The organism is Lysinibacillus sp. Ag94 (genome assembly GCF_023242215.1).
GTDB lineage: Bacteria > Bacillota > Bacilli > Bacillales_A > Planococcaceae > Lysinibacillus.
Genome location: NZ_CP096780.1, coordinates 2,341,682 through 2,366,621, shown reverse-complemented (window position 1 = coordinate 2,366,621; position 24,940 = coordinate 2,341,682). Strand labels below are relative to the sequence as shown.

The following is a 24,940-nucleotide window of genomic DNA, read 5'->3' as shown; positions in this document are numbered from 1 at the left end:
TCTTCGTATTCATCCCTCCATTTATAGAAGTGGGGGACTTCTGCTGAATCAAGTTAAACGGCAATAATTACTCATTGCTAGATGAACCTCGTTTTTCTAGATCCAGGAGCTGTGTCTTCATTTCTAAACCGCCCCGATAGCCAGTTAATGAGCCATTCTTTCCTATTACACGATGGCACGGTACAGTCATTAATATCGGATTAGCTCCAATAGCCGCGCCTACAGCACGAACAGCTGCTGGCTTATTTATATTATTTGCAATGTCGGAATAGGATGACGTCCGTCCATAAGGAATTTCACAAAGTGCATTCCAGACTGCTAGCTGAAAGGGCGTACCTACGTACTCAAATGGAACAGTAAAGGTTTTGCGCTTTCCTTCTAAATACTGAGTGATTTCAATAACATAAGGTTCAAGCTTTGCATCATCTTCAACAAGAGGACTTCCTGGAAAGCGTTTCTTAGCCCATTCGAACAATTCCTCGAATGGTTTGTTCGGTGAACCTACAAACACAAGCCCCTTTGAAGTTGCAGCAATATAAAAATGCCAATCTTTAAACTTCAGTAAAGACCAATAAAGGGTTGGTTTATTCTTTGTTTCCATTGTACGTTTCCTCCATTTTACTCATTTGGCGAAATTGTGCTGGTGTCTGTCCAGTTTTCTTTTTAAATAAAGTAATAAAATAAGCCGCGTTAGCCATACCCACACATATGGCGATATCTCCAATCGCTTTATTTGTCTGAATTAAATACTTTTTTGCCGCGCGTACTCTCACTTGTTGTATATACTCAACCGGCGTAATGCCTTTAATCTTTTTAAATGTTCGATGCATATGATACGGACTCCCGTGACAAATAGTTGCTAACGACTCTAGCGTTAATTTTTCTGTAAAATTTTTATCAATGTATTCAGTAATTAAATTAACCCACTCGCTATCTGGCAGATTTTCATTCGTAGGCTTACACCGTTTACAAGGGCGAAAATTTGCGCGGAGGGCTTGTTCTGCGTTTGAAAAAATGCAGACATTTTCTTTTTTCGGAACGCGAGATTTACAGGATGGTTTACAGAATATCCCTGTCGACTTTACAGCGTAGAAAAATTGATGATTGTACGCTGTATCATTATTTAGTATTGCTTGCCACTTTTCATCTGTTATTATTTCTGCATCGTTCAAAGTGCTATAACCATCGTTTTCTTGATGTCCGTTATTAATTCTATTCGGCATTTATCTCACCTCTCCTTACAATATACTCCCTATAACTTCAGAATGTACAATTCTGGGAATAGAATCGCAAGATTTTGAAGTTTAATTTTTTATTTAGAGTCGTGAAAAATGATTCCAAGACCGTATCGTTCTCCAAAAGTAACCGTACTTACGCCGTGACGAACCGTATTTTTATAATATCCTTTTTTGCCTAGAACAGGTCTGTAATTTGTAGGAAAGATCAGCGCACTGCCTTGTTCTAAAGTAATGACATGTCCCCTACTCTGAGCACGAGGAATTTGTTCCACTAATAGCGATTCTCCACCGCCAAAGTCTTTATCTCGTTGATTTAATACAAATACTACTTGAAACGGGAAAAATATGTCGCCATATATATCTTGATGCAAACAATTATACCCGCCTGTTTCATACTTTAAGAGTAAAGGTGTCGGTCTCGTTTGTTCATATTTTTCACAAGTGTTCAAAAAATCTTGAAGATGATCTGGAAACTGTTCCGTTTTTTTTAAATAACCGAACCATCGATTAGCTGTTTTGGCCAATTCTAGATAAAAGGACTCTCTTAAACGTTGGATGATTTCAGGCAATGGATAGGAAAAATATTTGTACTCCCCATTCCCAAAGCGATATCTCGTCATATTGATTGTCGTTCTGTATGGTTCTTCCTCATAATACAATTTTATGAACAATTCACATTCCTCTTTTGTTAAAATCGCTGGAAGCTTTGCAAATCCTTGCTCATCTAATTCATTTTGAATGGAATCCCAGTTTAAGTTCTCGACGCGTGTTTTAATATCTTGGACCATTTTTATCACTCCCTTAAGCATTCTTGATAAATAACACTATAACCTCATAAATAGAAAAAAATAAGGTGTTTAGAATGTAATAGCAAGATAACAAAATTAGGTAAGATTATTATGTGATAAAGTAAAATTACAATAGAAAGTCGTCTTTAGATGAGGAGAATGGAAAAATGACATGGCATGAAGTCAATGATGATATTGTAATCACATTACCCGAAAATTTCGACATGAATGCTAACCTAGGCTATTTAACAAGGGAAAAAAATGAATGTATGTATGAAATAGAGAACGATAAAATTACAAAAGTTATTGCCATAGGAGACATTCGGTCCTTAGTACAGATCAGCGTAATCAATCATAAACAAATGGTTGTTCAATTCCTAAATAATTGTAGACCTGTTGAAAAGTGGAAGCGAGAGGAGATTGTCAAATATATTCAAGAATGGTTTGATCTTGATAACGATTTAACGCCATTTTATGAAATGGCAAAGGCAGACCCATTACTTAAAATGCCCGCCGAAAAATTTTATGGAATGCGAGTTATAGGCATTCCTGATTTATTTGAAGCATTATGTTGGGGAGTTTTAGGGCAACAAATTAACTTAGCGTTCGCATACGCCTTAAAGAAGCAATTTGTAGAAGGATTTGGCGATTCAATCGAATGGAATGGTAAAAAGTATTGGGTGTTCCCATCGTACGAACGAATTGCACAGTTAACACCTACCGACCTAGCAGATATTAAAATGACGGTGAAAAAAAGTGAATATATTATTGGAATTGCCAAATTAATGGCAAGTGGAGAATTATCGAGGGAGAAATTAATGAATATGAACTTTAAAGAAGCTGAGAAGAGCTTAATTAAAATACGAGGAATTGGCCCATGGACAGCCAATTATGTTCTCATGCGCTGCCTAAGGTTCCAGACAGCTTTCCCAATCGATGATGTGGGTCTTATTAATTCGATAAAAGTTTTACGTAATATGGACCGAAAGCCGACGAAAGATGAAATCTTAGAAATATCGTTTCCATGGAAAAACTGGGAATCATACGCTACCTTTTATTTATGGCGTGTCCTATACTGAATAATTATAACTTTATTAAGAAAGGAATCATCTTACTACGGTGATTCCTTTCTATTTTTTCCTAGAATATTACCAAAATATAAATTGTTGTACAGCTCATTTAATTTTTCAGTTTTGTTCTAACAATTTTGTGTTATTTCCTACCTCTTCTATAAGATATTTTGGTTATTGCTGTCACTTGTTCAACGCCTGTAGCTGATTCATTAAATATTTGAATCCTTTTATTTATCAGTTATTAAGAAATTCTTCATAAATAGCCTAGCTAAATATTAATAATTTCCATTTACAATTGATAGGTCGACAAAAATTACCTCAATTTAAGCCAATGAAATTAATAGTAGACTAGTCGTGTAGAACCGCAAATATCATCAGTTAGGAGAGTCTCACTTTGGGAATGACAGAGATTTTTAGTAATATTCGGTATTTAATGTTGCCTGTATTAATAATTATTGGAATTGAGTTCATACTGATCGCACTATATTATTTTTTTTATTATCGAAAACAGCCGTCAGATCGAAAAAAACAGATTCGTATAAAGAAACTTGTTCTTGGTGCAGTCTTCATCGGATATATTATTTTTGTGTTGGAGTTAACTGTTTTTGGTCGTGGCACTTCCCATTCCCTGCAGATGAACCTTCAGCCGTTTAGTGGTTATATTGATGCATGGAAAAAATACTCTTTACGTGATCTTCAAAATTGTATTTTTAATATTTTGATGTTTGTTCCTCTAGGCATTTTTTTACCTTTAATTAGCTCTAAATTCAAAAAATTTAAGTGGCTTCTTCTTATTGTTATAAGTGCTACGTTATCTATAGAAACGTATCAGACACTTTCAGGAGCCGGAATTTTTGAGCTTGATGATTTAATGAATAACTCACTTGGTGGTATTATGGGATACCAGTTATACAAACTAGGGGCTTCCATTGTTGATCACAAAAAAGTAAAAATAAAAAGTCTAGTCGGAAACCTTGCCATACCGCTATTGATGGGTTTGATTTTTGTTGGGATGAATATTGTCTACGCTCAACAAGAGTTTGGTCATTTAGCAATAAACGCTTATACAAAATCGAATATGTCAGATGTACAAATATCAACTTCACTGGAATTAAGCACATTACCGACAGTTGCCCCAGTATATAAGAAAGTCATTAAAAATAATGAAGTTGAGGCCCTATTGCAACAGAAATTAGGATTATCAGTGTTGGATGAACATGTTACTAGTGGTGATCGTGAAATTCTATTGGAGAATAAAGTAGGTTCCCAATACACGTTGTTTGTTGGTTCAGATGGATACTGGACATTAAAGGACAATAATTATACGCCAGGGCAAACTACTTTATCGGGGCAAGAGTCATTGCTTGACATGGCAAAGGCTACGATGGACGACTTTGATATACTACCCCAAGACGCTGAAATGACTGTACTGGATACTGGAAAATTTGCATGGAATCTTAAGGATAGTACTAATTTAAACGCTGATTATTGGACTGGAGACATAATGCTTGATCTTAAACAAGATGGCAGTGTTTCTTCGTTAGCATATAATATCCATATGAATCAATTTAAACGAGAAGTGAACATACTGTCTCCTGCAGAAGTGTATGAGCGAATAAAAAATGGGGAGTTTCCCCAAATAAAATATAATGCATTGGTGAATGAGGAAGATCTTGTTATAGAAAAAGGAGATCAACTTGATATAGAATTAATCGAGCTTTCTTATATGTATGATACGAAAGATTTCTATCAGCCAATATATAGAGTTTCTGGAAAGTATAATGGAAATGATTGGTTTACCTTAATTCAAGCAAGACGGTCGTAATTATGAGGCATTTACACACAAGCCCTTTCTTATGTTTTCTCTATGGCTTTTTTCAATGTTCTGCTTGTCACGGAAGCATCCTATGGCCTGAATACAAGCGTGAGCAGCACACTAGAATTTGAACGTAAACGACAATCGCTAATTAATCTAAAATATTATTATAAATCTGTACCGTATATATAAAATAAGGTGCAGATTTATATCTCACACCATCTTATTTATATTTACTATAGTAAGAGCTGGAAACGTACTTCTTTGTATAGCTGTTCTATGTAGTCCAAACCGCTGGATTTTCAATATCATCCACTTGTAGAGCATTCGTTCCATCAGTTTGGTAGATAGTCTATCTTGTTTTTCTGCCAAGATTCAATGAATGGAAAATATTTTTAGAGATGTTACCGACAACATTCTATTTTTTATTACGAATTACTACTTTTTCTTCTTCTCCTTCCCATTGAATTTGAATAGGTACATTATTGGGAAGGGCATCACACGGACCGCCGCATTTTACATGAATTTCAAATTCCTCTTCGTTTTCAAATTCGCCATTGCCAAATGTTGGGTTGTGAGAAGCTTCATATATTTCGTATTTAAAATTTAATGGTTTATTTTCTTGTCCAATATAAGAGATGATATAGCGTCTATTGCTATCCATTTCGCTTACCATTTTTACATACCAATTATCACTTTTTCCTTCAAAATATTGTTTTTTAAATTCTGGCTGACTTGGTTTTTTTTCATTTGCACAAGCAGCAAGTAGCATCATTAATATAAGACTTCCAATCAGCAATAAAATTTTCTTACTATCTACTCTAATAATTAATCATCACCCTTCTCGATATATAGTCATCTAATATTCTATTTACTGTAAAATTTCAATTTCAAATAATAACTTTGTTTCTTTATTTTTATGTTAAGGATTCCTCTTTTAAAATCACAAACCAGAAAGTTAACACAATGTTTGCAACTAATGTATGTATTAGGTGAATATACTTTAAATAGTAATTACCATAATTTATATGAATAATCCCTTTATGAACGATAAATTAGGAGCACTATCCGATAATTCGAATGAGTTATGACAATATTATGTAAACTACAAATTATTTATGATAGAGTGGTTCGTCAACTACTCATAAATATCTTTAATGACCTTAACGGATCTACAACAGCTAATGAGGTAATGTTTACATTGTTAGTAACTTCAAGTCTGAGAGGATCTGAACTCGTTTTCTTTAACATGGAAAAGATAATAGATGGAAATAGGAAAAAGAATGGATATTGCCCCTTCACCCACATTTAATCCCGCTTCTGGCATCCTTGCAACGTTTTTAAGATTACATCAAATTTATCCATCTAGAACCTGTTTTCCTGAAGCTACTATTATTTATACTTTTTGGATTTGAAATCAATGCCCCTGCTGCAGCGACTCTCTGCGCTTAAATACAATAAGTTTAAATGAAGGCGATACCCATATTACGTCAATCCTCTTTTTTTAAATGATCTTGCTCCAAGAGCTTACCTTTGTTTAATGATCATTTTTAAGTAAATCCCCGCTTTAAGTCCAAAGCATTTTTGTAGGATGTTTTCTCAATGATCGTTTAATATAGATAGTTGTTCTTCTTTGATGTTGACTTAGTAGAATAAGAAGATATATTTGTACAATGCAGAAGTTATATATGGGGATATATCGACGATTCTGGAAGAGGTAATAGAAAAGAGCATGTTTTTACTTTATTAGTAAAAAGCATGCTCTTTTAGTAATTATTTTTATATTGTAATAAAAGTCTGATTTATGTTTATTTTTATTGATTTCGTCAATATGCTCCTTAACTATTCATCGATAGCATTCAGCTTCTTTATTACCAGCACTTTTTTGTAAATTAGCTTTGATCAGGTTCTATATAGTAAGGATTTATATGAATAAGGACTTCCCCAACATCTGGGTATTTATTTAATAGTTTATTTTTTATATCACGAGCTATATCATGGCCTTGTTTAATTGTTAAATCATGATTAAGTGAAAGTCGAACGTCTAAAATCTTATAGTGACCGTGTTCTCTTGCACGAATTTTGTCTATTCGTTTTACTTGATAAAATTCATGAATAGTGGCTTCATAACCGTCTAAAAGATACTGCTCCACGCTTTTTTCCATTAAGATATCAACAGAAGGTCTAACTAATTCCATTGCGATTCTAAAAATAAAATAAGCTACTAAAGCACTTGCGATTGCGTCCGCGTATAACAAATATGTCCATCCAATTGCATTTCCTATAATCGCTAAGAGGACGCCTATAAATGCTGCAAGGGAAGCAATAATATCTCCTTTATGATCATAAGCAATCGCTATTATAGCCTTGCTATTCCATTTTTTTCCTTGTTTTATGGAGTATCTATATAATATTTCTTTCGCTATGTAAGAAATTATAGCTACAATCAATGCACTGTACTGTGGTACACCGGGTTGGTCAAAAAATGCTAAAATTGCTTCTACGAATATATAGAGTGAAACTAATATTAAAATAATGCCAACGATTGCTTCACTTATCACCTCTGCCTTACCATGCCCAAAGGGATGATCCTTATCGGGTGGTTTATTAGAGATACCTACAACTGCTAGCACAGCAATCGAAGCTACTACATCTGCCCCAGAGTGAATTCCGTCTGCGAATACAGCCTCACTACCTCCAAAAAGACCAAAGAAGATTTTCCCTATCATTAGCATTAGGTTGGATACAAGTGCAATCCATGCAACTTTTTTGCTAATTTGTTCTCTCTCACTAACCATTTATTTCTCCTCCGATTAAGAGTTTTAAAACTAAAAAATGAGGGGAGAAATTCTCCTCAAATCCCCTTAACCTACTTCATTCAATTAATACTCAACTATAATATCAGACGAATATCGAGTGGGTCTACAACAACCTTTTTTACCATTACTAAATAAATTTAGATTATAAAAATAAGTTGCCTCAGACCAAATTAAACAACGCGTATTTACTGTTCTTTTCTCTTTCGAATATCCTTCAAATTTATTAACGTGTTATTGCAAACTTTAACGTTAGGTTTTACAATTGGTATATATTGTATTTTTGAGAGTCGGGAGTGTGAATTGAAATATCAACTATTAACAAAAATAATGTTATTCCAATCTCTGTTTTTTGTGGTCAGCCTCGCTGGACTAAATGGGTGACCTATGGTTGGTGTGTGTTGGCACTAATTTTAGCCGGCGTCTACTTCTTTTGGGCGAGTGGTGGAATGGTCGGTCTTCCTCCTGTTAGCTATGGTTACGAAATCAGTGAATTGTTCCATAGTTCTATCTTCCGAGGATATGCGTTGATTGCGGGCAGCATTTGTATCCTCTCCATCCCGGGGGCACTTGCCATGGTACAATCTTGGGGTAAAAACCTCCCAAGCTGGCTTCTCCTCATCGTTGCCTGGTCAACGTGTACGGTATTACTATTTGGAATATCGACGGGCCTAATTGTTATTGATGCTCTTCGTCTCTTTGGTTTCATTCCTTTCCTTTGTCGGTGGATAAACCCGGTTTTATCCTTAGAGGACTCTTCTTAACAGGAGGAATTTTATGGAGCGTAAGAACACTTATTTATCAGCGTTGGCTACGTCATGCTTGCCTTTTCTGTGGTCGGGTCACTACGCCTTCATCTCCTCGATGGAGAAGATTTGCAAGAAATGCGGGTTATCTCTCGTGTATTCCTGCCCTGTTCTATGGAGGATTAAAAGTATATTGGAGTGCAGGGGGATCGTTAGGCTACATTAATAGAGAAGTCGCACTAGCTACAGGACATGTGGGCCAGTTTGATTTCACCGCAATCTTAGCCGCTCTTGCAGTAGTTCTTGCTCTAGCATTGATTCAACCATGGGGTGAGAAATTGCCACGCTGGCTTGTGCTTTTCATCGCCTTTGTAGCGTGTACATTGTTAACAATTGGAGGAATCGTTGGTCTTGCGACAGTACTGTTTCAAATAGGGAATTCCACACACCTTCCAACTGCTATGGGTGGACTGATTTTCCCTATATTCATCATCATTTATACATGCTTCTTATTTTGGGGTATTATGCTGTGTATAGCCGCTTGTTTCTATGCACAAAGGACACGTCGCTCATGTAAACACTGTCAAATGGCGGCTAGTTAAAAGAAAAGAAGCTATTTTGAAAAAGATAATCAAAATAGCTTCTTTGCAGGTTTATTAAAACTTAGGAATATTATTGTATCCTTCGATGATATCCCCAAATCCTTGGTTAATGAGAAGGTCCGCTACCGGTCGAAGAATTTCCTGTTTACTTTCCACGAGATATTGAGCTTTTGAGCGAATGAGTTGATCAAACATTTCACTTCGTTTTTCTCCAACAGCTTCCCAACATTGTTGAGACTTCAGTAAATCACCTAACGTCAAGAGAGGATAATCAATTCCGTCAAAAGAGAAATCGCCATTCACTTGATACCAGACATCTCCATTCTCTCGTAACCATTTTTCTCCGATGTTTTCAATACCCCGTCTCATATTTCTAGCTACGTCTAAATACGATGCTTCTTTTGTTTGTTGATAAGATTCTAGTAGGAAATTCATTTCTCCTAAAGCATGATTTAAAGATGTATGTGTTTTCTTTGTCTGCTGGGGAGAATAATAATCGGTCACAAGGTAACCACCTTCAGGAACTTCGATTATGTTGCCATTTTTCGTCTGATCGACCAAAAAATCTGCATAGGTGATCATCGAGTTTTTGAGTTCTTTGATGTCAAGCATGTCCCCTGTTTTTTTTAGGAATAGTGCGACATTCTCGTTATGCCTAGTATCGGTATAGGGAGCTTGGATGCCATAATCTTTTTTCAACCACGTACTCGTATACTCCGTTTCCCACAACCCTTTGTGATCTCCTTGAAAAATAAATAAGTTCGCAACAGAATTTAGTAGCAAATCGTAGTAGTATCGCTCCTGTGTAGTTTCATAGTAATTTAACGCTTTTTTATCTTGGACCCTCACCAGGTTTCGTCCATATCCTAATTTTGTTTCTGGTTCAATCGACCATGGAAGTTTTGAATAAGGCCCTTCTGCTGTATACCATTTGTTCGTTTCTTTGTATTGTTTAGTACTTTGGCTAATCCATTCATCGAGCGCTTCTTCTTTTTTAAATAGAGGCTCTTTAGATAGTAACAACCAATTTTCAGATACATCATTTCCAACTGATTGAAGTGGAAGTGTTACAGTAAGGCCATTATCATCATGCATTAATTTCAAGGCCTTTTTTTCACTCGTCAATTCTCGGACGACACTCTTGTCCCCGTTTTCATAGTTGGTTTTTAGTTCTTTCGATATGTAGTTTCGGCTTATCATCATATTGGTCACTAAGTTTTCGTGTTCCTTTACTGTTAACAGGCCGATAGGATAAGTGGTTGGATCTACACCGTATACATGATCGTGCTCATGCTGAATTTCCTGGCGTTCGAAATCTGTCAAATCATACTTTATATTTCCGCTTATGGGGTACGATATGGAGGCACTATACCCTTTACTGCTTTTGTTTTGTAATTGAGTGAAAATGAAGAAATCCCCATTATCGATTTCTCGAACAGTGACCTTGATGGAACCCATGTTTTCCCCATCTTCAAATAAATTATAAATCGTTGTTTGATCTGTTGAACGAATATATGATTTATTTGAACTATTGGTTTTTTGCAGTAGTAAACCATTGGCTTCCAAATGTAATTGTGCGGAGTTTGGTAATTCTAGTGCAACGCTCTCTTTAAGTTCAAATTTTTGATTGTCATCATCTTTTAATGACCATGTTATGAAGATAATGACGGCTAATACGAAACATAAAATGCTACTCCAGATTTTTCTGTTAAACAAATTTTCCCTCCAAAATATAACGATTTTTCAACATAAAAGTCACCTAAATTATACCAGTGTAGAATAAGAAAAACAATTTTTCGACCATAACTAGTTAACATAATTATAATTTTGAGAAATTAATTAAACTCATTCAAAGCAATTCCAGACGAATTATAAAAAAGGTTTGTATGTAATAAGTTTGTCAGTTATCTTTTAAAAGAAATTTTGTAATCAATCGTTGTTACTCTAAATGCATTATCTATAATTCATGCGCCGCTTAGACATTCTAGTAAGCAAAATCGTGAGAAAAATATGTAATGGCATGATACCGAAAAAATGATAAAAAAAATTCCTTTAATGCGCACTTTCGGAGTACCGAATGTCATCAAAAGAATCCTTTTATTTTATTTCTTATATCCAATTCAAATTATAATAAAGTAAATCTTAGTCAATTATCTTGTAATATAAGTGAGATAATTAGGCTTTTTCCTGGCGGTGTATTCTAGTATCAATTATAGTTTAACCTTAACCTCAGTACCGTCTTTCGCTTTGACATCGACTAGTACGATTCCTTTATAACTTTTCAGTTCCTTGACAATAGGTTTTAGCGCTTCTTTGTCAATTAGCGGAAATGTATAGTCCAGCTTTTTTCTTTCGAAGTGCTCTTTTGTCCATTTGTGTGCTTTTTGCTGAACAAATTTTGAAGACAAAATGGCAATAACAAAGCTTAAAAAAGCATATGGAACCGGGATGGTGAACCGAACGTCTTTTGCTTTCACTTTTACATACATCATAAGCAAATCACTATTCAATAATGACCGAAACGGTATCCCCGTTAGCCGATTTAATATCAACAATTTGGCCATCTAGTTCATTTTCGATTGCTTCGATAATAAGGTTTATGTCTATATCTTTAACGTATTTTTCCGATTGAGGAATACTCGCTGCGATACTGTGCCCAGCCATTAATACAACCTTGACAAGCTTTAAAGGTAAATTGACTGTGACATTATCATTTTCGGCTGATACAACACGAATTTTTAAAGTCTTATCTAAGTATTTAGTCGGTTTTTCTAAAAGGTTGTCATCCGTTTCTGCTTTCTCTTTTAATACTTGAATTAGTTCCGATGCCTTCTCTGCATCAATCTTACCTTCTTGAACCATTGTTAACACTCTTGAGATTTCCTCTTTCATAGTAAATTCCTCCTTATTCTTCTTTTAAAAGTTTAATGGCTTCTTCTGGTGTGATCTCGCCATTTTCCAACATCGTGACAACTTTTTTCTCGTCTACTTCATTTTTCTTCTTCTGCTCATATCCAAGGGATGAAATGATGTCTGTTAGCTTCCCTCGTACTGTTGGATATGAAATTCCTAGTTCCTTTTCAACTTCTTTGATATTCCCTCTGCATGTTAAAAATACTTCTACAAAATGAAGCTGATCTTTTGATAAGGATGCCAGCTTAGATAATTCAAACTCATTTTCAATCGTCGTGTGACAATGAGAGCACTGTAACTTTGTAATTTTCAACGTTTTACTGCAGACAGGACAATTTGTGATTACTTTATAAGCCATAATGAAGTCCTTTCCTTTTTGTTGATTTGATTATATAACAATTAATTAAAAATGTGAATAAAAAAATTAATTTTTACAATACATAAAATTAATAATATTAATTCGTTATTCAATATTATTGAACATCCATCTTCTTCCCTTTTCTCCCCCTGAAGAATTGCCACTGGATAAGGTTGTTCTAGGCACAGACGTTTTTTCTATTTTAATTGCAACAATACAGTTTTTTATTTTTAGCATTTCTAAATAAATAACGGTTTTTCATTGGATTAAACATCCAAATAAACACTTTAACCCCTTTTCATCCAATTATTCTAACTATTTTTAGTAAAATTGCCCATGATTGTTGCAGAAGTTTTACACAGTTAAAATTAAGGTTTCAATTTTGCTGTTTAAGGGGAATCGGTAATATTAATGAAAAATAACTCATGCCTGTTTCATGCTATTCTTACTTTATTCAATAGCGAAAGCTTTTTGAAAGGAGTAGGTTTATTTGAAGAAAAGATGGTTATTACCGATTTTCGCATCGTTTATGTTCTTCACAGGTGTGGGTGTGCATGATGCAAAAGCGGCAACGATAACAGATTTAACAAGTACAGCAAAAGCATATATAGGCGTTCCTTATCAATATGGAGGAACAGATATCAAGACAGGTGTAGACTGTTCAGCATATACACAAATTGTTTTTTCTAAGTTAGGGATTTCACTACAACGTACATCTACAGCTCAATATCAGCAAGGTACTTCGATTGCTAAAAATCAGTTGAAGACTGGGGATCTTGTATTTTTTAATACTTCGGGAAGCGGTGTTTCCCATGTTGGCATATACATAGGTGACAACAATTTTATTTCAGCTACTACAAGCTCTGGGGTAAAAATCGATAAAATTAATGATCCTTATTACTGGGGATCTCGTTACGTAGGGGCAAAACGCATTGCAAACTTCACTGAACATGATTTGGGAGAAGTAAAAGGCACTGAAGTTGACTTTAGCGTATATGCATCGCGTGGTGAAGTAGCGCTTAAACTAGCAAATCAATTACATTTAGATACTAGTAATACCAAGTCAAGTTTTCCAGATGTAAGCCCATCGTCTAAATATGCAGGTGCTGCGGAAGCACTAAAAAAACTCGGCGTTTTTACGGGTGATGTAAACGGAAAATTCAATGCAGGTTCTCCGATAACACGTGGTCAATTATCGAAAGTTTTAGTGGAAGCATTCCATTTAAAACAACAAGGAACACCGTTACAATTTGTTGATGTTCCAAGTTCGCATTGGGCTTACAATTATGTAGCCATTCTTTCTTCCAATAAAATTACGATTGGTAAAGGGAATAATATGTTCGGCGTGGAAGACAATGTCACACTCGTTCAATTAGATACCTTCCTCCAACGATTAGCTCAATAACTTCAAGTAAAGGTGTTTCATCTATGGATGAGATGCCTTTTTGCGTTCTTTTATTTGCAGGCACTATCATTTCATACTCCCCCACACTTCCAAGCGCTAGTGTATAAAAAAAAGCCAGTACAATTGTACTGACTTAAAAAATTTGCTGCATTTAGATAAATGCGATGATGGCTAAGATTTTCATAAAACAATAAGGCATCACTTGACCCAAAAATGGCGGCAAGTATGCGAATAGTTGCTACCGTAAAGTATTGTTGATAGTTCGTTCTCGGGGATGCGATGGCAAAATAGCATTGTAAAGGTCTATAGATGCGGGATGCTTGTATGCTCCATCTTTCCCAATCTCCTCAACTAGCTGACCGTGCTGCATCACGAGGATTCGGTCTGACATAAAACGTGTTGCTTGTAAGTCATGAGAGATGAAAATATAAGCAAGTTGCCTGTCTTTTCGAAGTGTTTGAAGTAATTGCATAATATGCTTCTGTAAGATCATATCAAGACTACTAATGGCTTCATCTAAGACAATCAATTTTGGATTTAATGCAAGTGCTCTTGCGATGTTGACACGTTGCTGTTGCCCGCCACTAAGTTGTGAAGGATAGTTGTGAGCAATTGAACGTTCTAACTCCACGCAGTCTAGTAATTCCTTTACTTTATGTTGTCTATCTGTTTTACTGAAACGTTCGAAATTAAGGAGAGGTTCTTCTATTATCTCAAAAATCGTCTGCTCCGGATTAAATGAATGATAGCTATTTTGAAAGACTGCCTGTAAATCTCTACGAATTATTTTTTTGTGCTTACTTGTTGCTTCGTAAAGATTAATACCTTGAAATAGAACCTCACCTTTTGTTGGTCGTTCAATTCCTAAAATAATGCGGCCTAATGTACTTTTGCCTGAACCACTTTGACCGACGATTCCTAAACATTCACCCTCTTGAAGCGAAAATGTCACCTCTTGTAATATAGGGGCTTTCCGTCCTCGTTTGAACATGAATGGTTTGTGACCATACTGCATCTCTATATTGTTCACTTCTAGTAGCGTCATATTGTTCACCTCTAAAACATAATTCTCGATTGTAAAAGTTTTTTAGTATAGGGATGCTGAGGTGCATCAAAAAAATTATAGACATCCGTGTGCTCAATTATTTCTCCTTGATACATCACGGCCACATCGTCAGCTAGTTCAGCAATAACACCAATATCGTGCGTTACAAGAATAATAGCGGCTTCCGTTTCCGAGCGAATACGATCAAATAGTGTTAATACTTGTTTTTGATTGACTGTGTCAAGGGCTGTCGTTGGCTCATCTGCAATATAGACAGAAGCTTGTATCGCCAATGACAAAGCAATCATCATTCGTTGTAACATTCCGCCACTTAATTGGAAAGGATAATAGTGTAAAAGCTGTTGTGGATTAGGTAAATTGACTTTATCCATAGCATCAAGGGCAATCTGTCTCATTTCTTTTTTAGTCATGACAAAGTGAGCTTTTAATGATTCTTGAAAATGGCTTTCGATTGTTTGAATACGATCAAAAGCGATAGACGGATTTTGCATAATCATAGACAGATGCCTTCCACGATACGTTCGCAATTTATTGGCTGATACATTCAATAAATTTTCTTGTTGGTAGATAATTTGGCCTTGCGTAATTTGCGCCGAAGCCGGTAATGATTGCATGATGGCGTGGCAAAGCATTGTCTTTCCACTACCACTTTCCCCTATAATCCCTAAGACACGCCCTTTATAGGCTGTCAAATTAATAGAGCTTATTATATTTTTCTCACCGATTTTTACCGTTAAGTCTTGCACTTCTAAAACTTTCTCCATAAATCCCCCTTTATTGGTCAAGCTTCTTGAAACTACTTGCCAAATAATTCAATAATAGCACGACAAAGACGATAGCAAGTCCAGGATAAAGCATTAATTCAGAATGTTGACGGATATATTGTTTTCCTTCACTCACCATCATTCCCCATTCAGGGATGGGGGCCTGCACGCCAAGCCCAATAAAAGAAAAACCTGCGATTTCTAAAATAACCTTTCCTATATCTAATACGACAATTGTTACGATAGGTGGCAGTAAATTGGGGATATAATGGCGTTTGATTAATTTGATTCCTGAAGTACCACTGATTTTTGCTGCTTGAATAAAACCTTTTTCATTCATCCCAATAAACAAACTTCTTATCAATCTTGAATAATAAATAAATTGCGTAAAAACAAGTGCGATTAACACATTTTTTAAGCTAGGCCCTAATAAACCTAAAAGTCCAAATGCAAGGACAAGTGTAGGAAAAGCTAATAAAATATCACATATTCGAATAAATACATAATCTGTCATCCCTCTTTTTAGCGCAACAAAAGCACCTAGTAAGATTGCTAAAAGAATGGCTACTAGTTGAATAACGAGCGCAGATCCTAAAGAATAGCGAATACCTAAAAGCAATCGTGAGAAAACACATCTTCCTAAATGATCTGTACCTAATGGATAGTCCCAGGTTGGACCTAAAAATTTCTTTGATATATCGACCGCTAAAGGGTCATGGGGCATTAAAATGGGCGCAAACAGTCCCAACAAACCAATGATCAGCAGTATCGTAAGACTAAATAATCTTTTAACATTTGCACGTTCATTACGTAATAGACTCACTTCAATCTCTCCTGTCCTTCATCATCAGATGAGGATCCAATAGACGATGCAATACATCTGTGCATAAATTTGCAAGTACATAGATGACAGCAATAATCAATACATAGCATTGTACAACTGGGTAATCCCTGTTAATAATGGATTCTATTAAATACCTTCCAAGTCCAGGCCAACTAAAAACCTGCTCCACAATTACTGCACCACCTAGTAAATTACCAAGTGTCATACCTAATACAGTAGTCAACGGAATAACAGCATTTCTTAAAACATGACGGACGAGAATCACTGAGTTTTTTAATCCCCTTAGCTGTGCATATTGAACATAATGCTGTTGTAATTCTTCAATGATGGTTGTTCGGATAAATTGAACGAATAGTCCAATTGTTGGTAAAGCTAGTGCGAGTGCGGGTAAAGCTAGATGAGCTAGTGTGCCCTTTCCATTTGTCGGGAAAATCCCTAATTTCAAACTAAATACATATAGTAGTAAAAAACCTAACCAAAATGTTGGAATCGAAACACTCATGATCGTCAATAGTCTAATGATTTTATCGATGATGGAATGCTTATACAAGGCACTTATGATCCCTAATGGCATACTTATTCCTAAAATCAACACAAATGCAGCAACAGCTAATTCGATGGTTGCTGGTAATTTTGCGAATAGCTCATGTGCTACTGGTAATTTACTAACAAAAGATGTCCCAAAATTTAAATGCAAAACGCCTTTTAACCATAGCAAATATTGAATAAGAAAAGGTTTGTCTGTTCCAAGTTCTTCTCGCAATGCTTGAATGGCTTCCGCTGTTGGCGCAACCCTTGCCAATCTAAGAATGACCTCCGCAGGCTCTACTGGAACGAAACGAATAAATACAAAAGTCAGGATGGATACGCCCAATAATACAAAAGGCAATGTCAAAATTCTTTTTAAACAAAACATCCATGTTGATTCATACATGCTGTCACTTCCCAATCAATCCTATGATAAAGAGAGAGCTGTCTTTGATTGACATACTCTCTCTTTTACAGTTATTTTTCTTTTTCCATTTGTGCATAGGGAATATCATATTCAGATGCTCGTGGTGCAAAATCTTTCATATATGGCTGATAAATCACGCTATTTGTTTCGTAAGATATAGGAAAGAATAGTGCTTGGTCATGGAACATTGTTAAAATATCCGTATAAAGTTGCACGCGCTCTTTTTCATCTGTACCTACTAATAATTGATGAATTTTAGTATCGATTTCTTTGGCAGTTGGTAAGCCTAATTTCGCTTCATAGACACCATTAGCGTTTGGTGTAGCTGATTCATTAGCAAAGCTATGTGGATCTGTTGGTGGTCCATTTGTACGCCAGAAATTAATATCAACCTGATTATCCATTAATTTTTGCAGACCTACCATCACATCTGCGCCTTCTAAATTCAACTGTACCCCTATTTTTGCTAGTTCACCTTGCATTAGTTCCGCCATTGGCTTTTGAATTGCATCTGTAGCAATGTAGATTAAATCTAATGTTAGTGGCTGTCCGTTTTTAGAGCGAATTTTTTCACCCTTCTGGAGCTTCCATCCCGCTTCATCTAACAATTGTTGCGCTTTTTTTGGATTATATAAAATTGGCGCTAAATCAATATTGGCATAAGGAATAGCATCCCAAAATAGTGTATTGGCAACTTTTTCTGTACCATGTGTAATACTATCAACCATTTGTTCTTTATTGATTGCATATTGAATCGCTTGGCGAACCTTCAATTCTGCTAAAGGGCCAGACTGTGTATTGAACAGTAGCGCTTTTGTAGACAAAGGTTCAGACGTAGCGGTTTTATATTTTCCACTATCTTTTAAATACGTATAGTTATCTAAACTAATAATGCCTCGACCATATATTAAATCTAATTCTTCGTTTTCAAAGGCCAATGAAATCGATTCTGAATCAGGGATGATTTTTACTTTTATTTGTTCTACAAGAGGTTTTTCCCCCCAGTAGTTGTCGTTGCGACTGAATAGAGCGTATTCATCCTTTTTGTAATCTGTTAAAACCCATGGGCCTGTCCCAATTGGCGCTTTCATTGCATCTTGGGTCGCATCACCTTCTGGGAATCCATTATCCCCTAAAAAACGGAAAGGTCTTACAAAGGCAAGTTCGTTTAAAACAGGATAATACGGTTCATCTAATTGCAAACGAATTGTATAATCGTCTACTTTCACTACCTCTTTAATATGGTTAACCATACCCATCCACGAATGCAAATCACGATTTGCTAAAACAGCATCAAAGTTGCGTATTACATTATCTGCATTAAAAGCTGTTCCATCTGAATACTTGACATCTTTTCTCAAATGGAAAACATAAGAGGTTTTATCCTTTGAGATGTCCCAACTTTCTGCTAGTTTCGGCGTAATTGTTCCATCATCATTATAGTCAACCAATGATTCATAGACCATTGCTTGTGCTGTCATTTGATTTGGTAAATATGTATGGGGATTTAATGAACCTACATCTAATGGCCACCCAATCGTTATCATTTTTTCGTCTGTCTGTTTTTTCGATGCTGTCTCTCCCTTTTCATTGCTTGTACAGCCAGTGAGTAAACTGAACATCAAAATAAGCGTGAAAGGTAGTAAATACTTTGTCAATCTCATTTTCTGTCTCCTTCTTTGTTTGTGGTGCACTAAATGAATCTAAAGATTGAAAGAAGGCATAAAAAAACCTTATTCCAAAAGAATAAGGACAGAATAACTACTATAAGTAAGCCTCTATCCATCTCCCTATCTTTCGTAGATCATCAATGAATCTCTTTACAAGCAGGCATTCTGGCTCATGAATCATAATTTTGTTTCACCTTCCCAAGTAATTTCTCAGTGGTTATCGAAACAAAACTCCTCATTTACAGCTGCGGGACAGCATGGGATTTACACCCATTTTCCTTTTAATTGAATGAAAGCTTATTTCACTCAAACTTGTAATGGTTGCTATGAAATTAGTATTAAACATATCATGCTCTAATGTTCGCGTCAATTTTATATTCTGAATATAATAAAAACCTACTAGTAATGGCTAACACAATAAGGCCAGGTTCTTAACCTTTGCCTGTTTTACTTCATATGTCAGCTTTCTTTAATGAAAACAACGTATAGATCGTATCAATTTCATGGGATTTTTCCAAAACCCACAAGGTTTTGGTTAAAATCCGCTGCAATCCCTCTAGCCCAAGATATTGGATTTGCACGCCAATAAACTCTGTAAATCCTAAATATCCCGGATTTACATGCGCCCGGTCGAAAATTAATGAACCCGTGACCCTAGCGTCCGCCGGGGAGTTAGTATAGAAATGGTTTAGATTTTCAATGATGGCTGCATCCGAACCGTACTCAAATAGACCACCCTCCGATGAACAGAGTTGAATCCAGTCGGAACGTTCTAAACTCATCTTTAATAATGCCTCTTGTTGACTCCAGTCATAATGAATAATATTGAGGGCAATGTCCAGGTCATGAAAGCGTTCCCCGGGTTGCTTCAAAGCATCGATGCATCGCTTGGCAAAATTGGGGCCATAAGTATCGATATCTAAAATATTGATTTCAATCTTGCGTTCCTTAAGTAATTCTGGGTCCGATTCTTGAATGAGAATTAGGGTGTTGATACTGTCGGTAGCGGCCCCTCCAGCGATATTAAAGAAACAAAGGTTCCGTTCAGGGAATTGCTTAAGCTGGGCTAGCAAAATTTCCGACTGGCACCGACAAAGATCCCTTAGCCTGATCCGGAGTCCCATGAACGAAGTTTGCTTCACTGCCCACTTATCCCGGAAACCTAATTTTATCCCTCTAGTTAAATCGGGGCCAAGTTTATACAGCAAAGTACGCATGCCACTAAGATAGGAATTGTCAACATTCGACATTTTCACAAAGATGTTGCGGATAAAGCCAGGCATCTTTTTTAATGATTCAATGCTCCTGGCTGACTTAAGACAGCTCAAATGATACGCCTGTTCATCAATACTTGCGTTGAAAAGGGGATGTGTAATATCCAAAATCGGCAATTGAATTTCATTCTCGAAAACCGCATAAAGAATTCGCTTATTTTCATTTGCATTGTCCACTTTATCACCACTTAATTTATCAATTTTCTGCAAAAAACCAAGAAACAAATAACGCAATAATACTTTTTCACCTAATGAACTCTGTCTTTTTGTTTAGATATTCGTGAAATAAATATTAATATTAAAGAACGTACCCGCTTATTGCTCTAATAAATAAAATATCGGTAGTACTATCAATCCTAGTAGAAAAAGCACTGGAATCACGGAAACAATTAATGCAAAAATTCTTAACTTCCCCTTTTGGCTAAAAAATGCAGTTAGAAATGAAGCTATTATTAAAGAAATAACCACAATGTCTCCAATTTCTGAGGTTCCGTTCACTTCAATTGGTGTAATATAGGCGAAAATAATGAACAAAGTAAATAATAGCAATGAAATAATACTTAAATATTTTCTTAAGGCCATTACCTCACCTCCTGCATTTTTTTACAATTGACTATTTATATATTCTTGTTTCACTAATCTGCTCCTATAGCTAGCAACAACCTTATCGAAAACAACCTTTTAATCTTTCTTTTTATACTAAAGCACCAACTTTTATTACTTAATCCCATACAGACCAAGCAGCCTCAATATGATTACCTGATGGGTCAGTAAAAACAAAGTATTTAGCATTTTCTCCACGCCAAATAATTTCACTAACTTCTACGCCACTATTCTTTAAAGTGGTATGTGTATATTCTAGGTCTGGACAATTCAACGTAAACGTTTGATACAGACGACCATCCCGTAAAAAATTTGCTGTTGTAAGATCCTTTGTTTCTACAAGGAGTAATACAACATAGCCTTCTGGCGGTGTTAATACCGCTACAAACCCAATATCATCTTGAAACTTTGGTGTTTTAAGCTTAAATCCAAGCTTTTTTTGGTACCATTCAATTGTTTCATCGATATTATTAGTTGGTAAATAGAGATAGCCTATTTTACTGAACAACGACTTTTGCACTTGAGTACCTTCCAATTCCCTCACTCCTGATTAAAAATTTTAGGTTATTTAATAGTATTCTACAAAATCCAATATATCCCTTTTGCCATTTAGAAATGTTCGACAAATGTTTTTACTAACGACGCAAAATATTTGATTAAGGTTTGGAAATAACACACCTAAAAAGCGCTTGGGAAAATGGAAAGAATTGCCTTCCATTAACTAAAGATACATTTGAAGTCGATGAACAGCAATAATTATTAATAAAACAAGCGATTGAATTAGCAAATCCACCAGCATTAAAATGGAATAAAAATGCTCAATTAATAGATGCAATAAATATTGATTTAGAAAAGCCTAGGAAATCAATAGGAAGTAACGGCAAAAGAAAGCATTGGAATATTTTATTTGGAGTCCAGAAACGAATAAAGCTTTTTAAGTAACCATTCATGACGGAAAAATAGATTATACAAATGATGTAACGAAAAGAGTTTATACAAATAAAAGATATTAAAGATGATTCACCTGGATTGCTTCAAAAAGCTCTAAAAATCGGGGGTATTTATCTAGGTGAAAATTGGGCTAAAGGGTATAATTTTATGCTTAGAAAAGATAGACAGAGAAATGTTACTATTCTATTCGTAATAGGATGGAATAGTGACCAAACAAAAATGAAAGAAAAGGGCTTTAATGCTGCCACAGGAGAATACATTAAGCCTAATGGCTACGAGGGATTTAGTTTAATATAGAGGAGCATAAGCAATCTTTTTTAAATTGTACAAACAAAGCCAACTTCTTAACGTACAGGAAATTGGCTTTCGTTTTATCGAAACGGTAACTCACATTAATAAAATATGGATGGTTCCCAAATAATGATTGAATGGACATCTTGTGCTTCGCAATTATCAGCTAGTTGCTTGGTTAATGTTTTCACCATATTCAGTAAGTCCAGCCGGAAACTCCATTTACGAATGGTTAGTTTATACATTCACTACTTAATTTGATAAATTCATCCACATCATTCATGCATAATTCTATTCCTTTTTTCCAAAAAGCTTCCGAAGTGATATCTTCACCTAAATGTTTCATCACTAAATCCTCTGTGCACATACTTCCTGAATCACGGAGCAAATCTAAATAACAGCTTTCAAATTCTTTACCTTTTTCTTTTGCCTTAGCAAATAAGCTCAATGCAAACAAATATCCAAATGAATAAGGAAAATTATAAAAAGGAGATTGTGTCATATAATAATGTGGTGTCCATATCCATGAATGCAGTGAAGGATTATCGAGAGAACCATCATAGCCTTCATCTATTGCTTCTTGCATCATTTCGTTTAAGCGTGATGATGAAACAATGCCTTCTTTACGTTCTTCATAAAATTTCTTTTCAAATAAAAACCGAGAATGAATATTCATGAAATTCATGACACTACGCTTTAATTTCTCATCAAGCAAAAATAATTTTTCATTAGTAGATGTAGCTTTTTGCATTGCCGCATCTAATATAATCATCTCTGAAAACGTTGAAGCAGTTTCAGCAATGCACATTGGATATTGTTTATTTACGCCATTAATAGATTTCATTGCATCGTTATGGAAGGCATGTCCTAATTCATGGGCAAGTGTTAATACATTTGTAATTGTACCGCCAAATGTCATGAAAATTCTTGATTCTTTCGAAAGTGGAAAGCCTGAACAAAATGCTACAGCAGACTTATTTGCACGATCTTCAGCTTCTATCCAGCCTTCACTAAATGCCTTTTTAGAGAAATTTTCTAATTCTGTTCCGAATGCACTAAAATGCTCCAAAATAAAATTAACAGCTTCTTCGTATTCAAATTTTTGTTTTTTTGTTGTCATAGGTGCCCAAAAGTTAAATGATTGCATCTTTTTATAGCCATTTATTTTTGCTTTTTGATTTAAGTAGTCAGTGAAGGGTTTTTTAAATTTATTAACGACAGACCACATCGCATGAAGTGTCTCCTCCTTCATACGATTTTTAATTAAAGAATCTTGTATTACATTATCAAAGCCACACTTCTTGTAAACTTGTAATCGAAAGCCTGCAATATGATTTAAAATTTTCGCAAATAGTTCTGCATTGTCTTTCCACGTATCTTCTAAAGCATAATGGGATTCTTTACGAACGTCTTCATTAGGATGTGAACGTAAGTTGATAGCTTGACCGACGGATAAATTTTTTTGTTCTCCATTTATTTGAACTTTAATCGTAAAATTATTTATAAAAGAATTATAAAATTGCCCCCAAGCATGATAGCCATCTACCATGAGGTCTGAAACTAAATGTTGTTCTCTATCTGAAAGGGTTGTCTCACCATCTTTACGCCATTCATTCAGTATAAACTTAAAGTTTGCTAAAACATCAGTATTTAGTAGACCCTGCCACAAATGGTAATCAATTTTTACCAGAGTATTTTTCACTTTTTTCAATGCCGATTCAAAACGAGTATTTATTGTCGTAATGATCCCTTGCAGAATAATAGCCTCCTGATCTTTTGGACTTTGCGCAAGAAGGCAAGTTATAAAAGAATTTGCTTGAGATATATTCGTTCGAATATCTCCTATGTATTCAACTAAAACTGCAATATTAATTGATTCGTTTATTTTTTGAGGAACATTAAAGGAATTTGCTTTTTCTTCGAAATCAGAAATTTCTTGTTCTAAATAACTTATATGTTCTTGTAATTGTGATGATTTACTGCCACCTTGAAACAGACTATCTAAGTTCCATACTTGCCTATACTTTGTTTCGCCCAATCATTTCTCCCCCTTAAATTTTAACTTTTCAGCAATAATCAAACGTACATTCCCATCTTATCACATCATGGAACATTAGTGAGTATTATTCGCGCAATTGTTTAACTATTGTTAATTTACTAATACAATCAAAAATATAACTAAATTAACGTAAAGTTGCCCTTTTTGGCATAGTTAAAGTATAAAGAAGAACGGAAAATTTGAAATTAGGTATGCGCGTGTTAATACGCAAGACAGTCGTTATCGCTTCAATTTGCTGTAATTGTCGAAGTACTTTGCGTTTAATTGAAAACGTGGAAAATTTTGAAGCAAAAGATATTCATATTGTATTTCTACAAAATAAAATTGACAGAACTACAATATAAGAAGTTTTTTTAAATTTATATTCAAGGAGTAGATAAATATCGCAGTTCCTTTTAACAACTATTCATATTATAGATTGTAGAAAGGAGGTAATAACTATGTCTGAATATTGCGGTAGCGGTAGTGGTTATGGTACTGGTTCAGCATTTGCGCTAATCGTTGTACTATTCATTCTATTGATTATTGTCGGCACTAGCTTCATCGGATTCTATTAATACCCAATACCGCCATCTATCCCATGATTTTTAGGATAATATAAAGTTATCCTTTCCCTTCGAACATTTAAAAAGGGTCATTATCCTCCGGTGACCCTTTTTATATTTTTAAAAGAAAAGTATATGATTCAGTCGCATTTGGAGAATGCAC

General features: G+C 35.2%; 25 protein-coding genes and 1 riboswitch. Of the genes, 7 read left to right on the top strand and 18 right to left on the bottom strand.

Features of this window, described 5'->3' with window-relative positions; translation table 11 throughout:
- Window positions 1–67 precede the first annotated feature (67 nt).
- The 3 genes from adaB to MY533_RS10915 form a co-directional block, all read right to left on the bottom strand.
- The gene (gene adaB / locus MY533_RS10925) at window positions 68–601 is read right to left on the bottom strand and encodes a methylated-DNA--[protein]-cysteine S-methyltransferase (RefSeq protein ID WP_248715952.1); all 534 of its coding nucleotides are present in this window, start codon (window positions 599–601) and stop codon (window positions 68–70) included.
- Window positions 585–1,223 carry a bifunctional transcriptional activator/DNA repair enzyme AdaA gene (locus MY533_RS10920; RefSeq protein ID WP_248715951.1) on the bottom strand — a complete coding sequence of 213 codons (639 nt, stop codon included), beginning with the start codon at window positions 1,221–1,223 and terminating at the stop codon, window positions 585–587. The genes adaB and MY533_RS10920 overlap by 17 nt, the downstream gene beginning before the upstream one ends.
- Before the next feature lie 89 nt (window positions 1,224–1,312).
- Window positions 1,313–2,026: a 2OG-Fe(II) oxygenase gene (locus MY533_RS10915; protein ID WP_248715950.1), complete on the bottom strand. Its 714-nt coding sequence runs from the start codon at window positions 2,024–2,026 to the stop codon at window positions 1,313–1,315.
- A gap of 167 nt (window positions 2,027–2,193) precedes the next feature.
- Here MY533_RS10915 and MY533_RS10910 point away from each other — a divergent pair, with 167 nt between their 5' ends.
- Window positions 2,194–3,105, top strand: a complete 912-nt coding sequence (locus MY533_RS10910) for a DNA glycosylase (RefSeq protein WP_248715949.1) — start codon at window positions 2,194–2,196, stop codon at window positions 3,103–3,105.
- A 394-nt stretch (window positions 3,106–3,499) separates the two neighbouring features.
- Window positions 3,500–4,924, top strand: coding sequence for a VanZ family protein (locus MY533_RS10905; protein ID WP_248719194.1), 1,425 nt, complete (start codon window positions 3,500–3,502; stop codon window positions 4,922–4,924).
- A gap of 409 nt (window positions 4,925–5,333) precedes the next feature.
- On the opposite strand, the gene MY533_RS10900 is transcribed toward MY533_RS10905, so the two are convergent.
- Both MY533_RS10900 and MY533_RS10895 read right to left on the bottom strand, forming a co-directional pair.
- Window positions 5,334–5,690 (bottom strand): hypothetical protein, encoded by a 357-nt coding sequence (locus MY533_RS10900; RefSeq protein WP_248715948.1) that lies wholly within the window; start codon window positions 5,688–5,690, stop codon window positions 5,334–5,336.
- A 1,117-nt stretch (window positions 5,691–6,807) separates the two neighbouring features.
- Window positions 6,808–7,713, bottom strand: a complete 906-nt coding sequence (locus MY533_RS10895) for a cation diffusion facilitator family transporter (RefSeq protein WP_248715947.1) — start codon at window positions 7,711–7,713, stop codon at window positions 6,808–6,810.
- Window positions 7,714–8,306: 593 nt separating this feature from the next.
- On the opposite strand from MY533_RS10895, the gene MY533_RS10890 reads away from it, so the two are divergent.
- Together MY533_RS10890 and MY533_RS10885 are read left to right on the top strand one after the other, a co-directional pair.
- Window positions 8,307–8,495, top strand: coding sequence for a hypothetical protein (locus MY533_RS10890; protein WP_248715946.1), 189 nt, complete (start codon window positions 8,307–8,309; stop codon window positions 8,493–8,495).
- A 236-nt stretch (window positions 8,496–8,731) separates the two neighbouring features.
- A complete protein-coding gene (locus MY533_RS10885; RefSeq protein WP_248715945.1) occupies window positions 8,732–9,079 on the top strand; it encodes a hypothetical protein in 348 nt (115 codons plus the stop codon).
- 54 nt (window positions 9,080–9,133) lie between these two features.
- Here MY533_RS10885 and MY533_RS10880 read toward each other — a convergent pair whose 3' ends face one another.
- The 4 genes from MY533_RS10880 to MY533_RS10865 form a co-directional block, all read right to left on the bottom strand.
- Complete coding sequence (locus tag MY533_RS10880; protein ID WP_248715944.1) at window positions 9,134–10,795, bottom strand: hypothetical protein; 1,662 nt, start codon at window positions 10,793–10,795, stop codon at window positions 9,134–9,136.
- Between the two features lie 494 nt (window positions 10,796–11,289).
- Window positions 11,290–11,571, bottom strand: a complete 282-nt coding sequence (locus tag MY533_RS10875) for a hypothetical protein (protein WP_248715943.1) — start codon at window positions 11,569–11,571, stop codon at window positions 11,290–11,292.
- Between the two features lie 10 nt (window positions 11,572–11,581).
- Window positions 11,582–11,971 (bottom strand): SHOCT-like domain-containing protein, encoded by a 390-nt coding sequence (locus MY533_RS10870; RefSeq protein ID WP_142508126.1) that lies wholly within the window; start codon window positions 11,969–11,971, stop codon window positions 11,582–11,584.
- Window positions 11,972–11,984: 13 nt separating this feature from the next.
- Window positions 11,985–12,350 (bottom strand): DUF2089 domain-containing protein, encoded by a 366-nt coding sequence (locus tag MY533_RS10865; protein WP_132362300.1) that lies wholly within the window; start codon window positions 12,348–12,350, stop codon window positions 11,985–11,987.
- Between the two features lie 490 nt (window positions 12,351–12,840).
- On the opposite strand from MY533_RS10865, the gene MY533_RS10860 reads away from it, so the two are divergent.
- A complete protein-coding gene (locus MY533_RS10860; RefSeq protein WP_248715942.1) occupies window positions 12,841–13,755 on the top strand; it encodes a C40 family peptidase in 915 nt (304 codons plus the stop codon).
- Window positions 13,756–13,993: 238 nt separating this feature from the next.
- Here the strand turns inward: MY533_RS10860 and MY533_RS10855 are convergent, their stop codons facing one another.
- The 8 genes from MY533_RS10855 to MY533_RS10820 form a co-directional block, all read right to left on the bottom strand.
- Window positions 13,994–14,800 (bottom strand): ABC transporter ATP-binding protein, encoded by an 807-nt coding sequence (locus MY533_RS10855; RefSeq protein ID WP_248715941.1) that lies wholly within the window; start codon window positions 14,798–14,800, stop codon window positions 13,994–13,996.
- An 11-nt stretch (window positions 14,801–14,811) separates the two neighbouring features.
- On the bottom strand, window positions 14,812–15,585 hold the full coding sequence (locus MY533_RS10850) for an ABC transporter ATP-binding protein (protein WP_248715940.1): 774 nt from the start codon (window positions 15,583–15,585) through the stop codon (window positions 14,812–14,814).
- A 10-nt stretch (window positions 15,586–15,595) separates the two neighbouring features.
- The gene (locus MY533_RS10845) at window positions 15,596–16,408 is read right to left on the bottom strand and encodes an ABC transporter permease subunit (RefSeq protein WP_248715939.1); all 813 of its coding nucleotides are present in this window, start codon (window positions 16,406–16,408) and stop codon (window positions 15,596–15,598) included.
- Between the two features lies 1 nt (window position 16,409).
- Window positions 16,410–17,363 (bottom strand): nickel ABC transporter permease, encoded by a 954-nt coding sequence (nikB, locus tag MY533_RS10840; RefSeq protein ID WP_248715938.1) that lies wholly within the window; start codon window positions 17,361–17,363, stop codon window positions 16,410–16,412.
- Window positions 17,364–17,434: 71 nt separating this feature from the next.
- Window positions 17,435–19,048: a nickel ABC transporter substrate-binding protein gene (gene nikA, locus MY533_RS10835; RefSeq protein WP_248715937.1), complete on the bottom strand. Its 1,614-nt coding sequence runs from the start codon at window positions 19,046–19,048 to the stop codon at window positions 17,435–17,437.
- 143 nt (window positions 19,049–19,191) lie between these two features.
- Window positions 19,192–19,385: riboswitch (cobalamin riboswitch) on the bottom strand.
- Window positions 19,386–19,506: 121 nt separating this feature from the next.
- Entirely contained in the window at window positions 19,507–20,553 is a 1,047-nt protein-coding gene (locus MY533_RS10830; protein WP_371873345.1) for a hypothetical protein, read from the bottom strand.
- 90 nt (window positions 20,554–20,643) lie between these two features.
- The gene (locus MY533_RS10825; protein ID WP_248715935.1) at window positions 20,644–20,910 is read right to left on the bottom strand and encodes a histidine kinase; all 267 of its coding nucleotides are present in this window, start codon (window positions 20,908–20,910) and stop codon (window positions 20,644–20,646) included.
- Window positions 20,911–21,049: 139 nt separating this feature from the next.
- Window positions 21,050–21,466, bottom strand: a complete 417-nt coding sequence (locus tag MY533_RS10820) for a VOC family protein (RefSeq protein ID WP_248715934.1) — start codon at window positions 21,464–21,466, stop codon at window positions 21,050–21,052.
- Between the two features lie 563 nt (window positions 21,467–22,029).
- Here MY533_RS10820 and MY533_RS10815 point away from each other — a divergent pair.
- Window positions 22,030–22,179 carry a hypothetical protein gene (locus MY533_RS10815; RefSeq protein WP_248715933.1) on the top strand — a complete coding sequence of 50 codons (150 nt, stop codon included), beginning with the start codon at window positions 22,030–22,032 and terminating at the stop codon, window positions 22,177–22,179.
- A 226-nt stretch (window positions 22,180–22,405) separates the two neighbouring features.
- On the opposite strand, the gene MY533_RS10810 is transcribed toward MY533_RS10815, so the two are convergent.
- The gene (locus MY533_RS10810) at window positions 22,406–24,211 is read right to left on the bottom strand and encodes a M3 family oligoendopeptidase (RefSeq protein WP_248715932.1); all 1,806 of its coding nucleotides are present in this window, start codon (window positions 24,209–24,211) and stop codon (window positions 22,406–22,408) included.
- 461 nt (window positions 24,212–24,672) lie between these two features.
- Between MY533_RS10810 and MY533_RS10805 the strand changes: the two genes are divergently transcribed.
- The gene (locus tag MY533_RS10805; RefSeq protein ID WP_132362314.1) at window positions 24,673–24,789 is read left to right on the top strand and encodes a YjcZ family sporulation protein; all 117 of its coding nucleotides are present in this window, start codon (window positions 24,673–24,675) and stop codon (window positions 24,787–24,789) included.
- Window positions 24,790–24,940 lie beyond the last annotated feature (151 nt).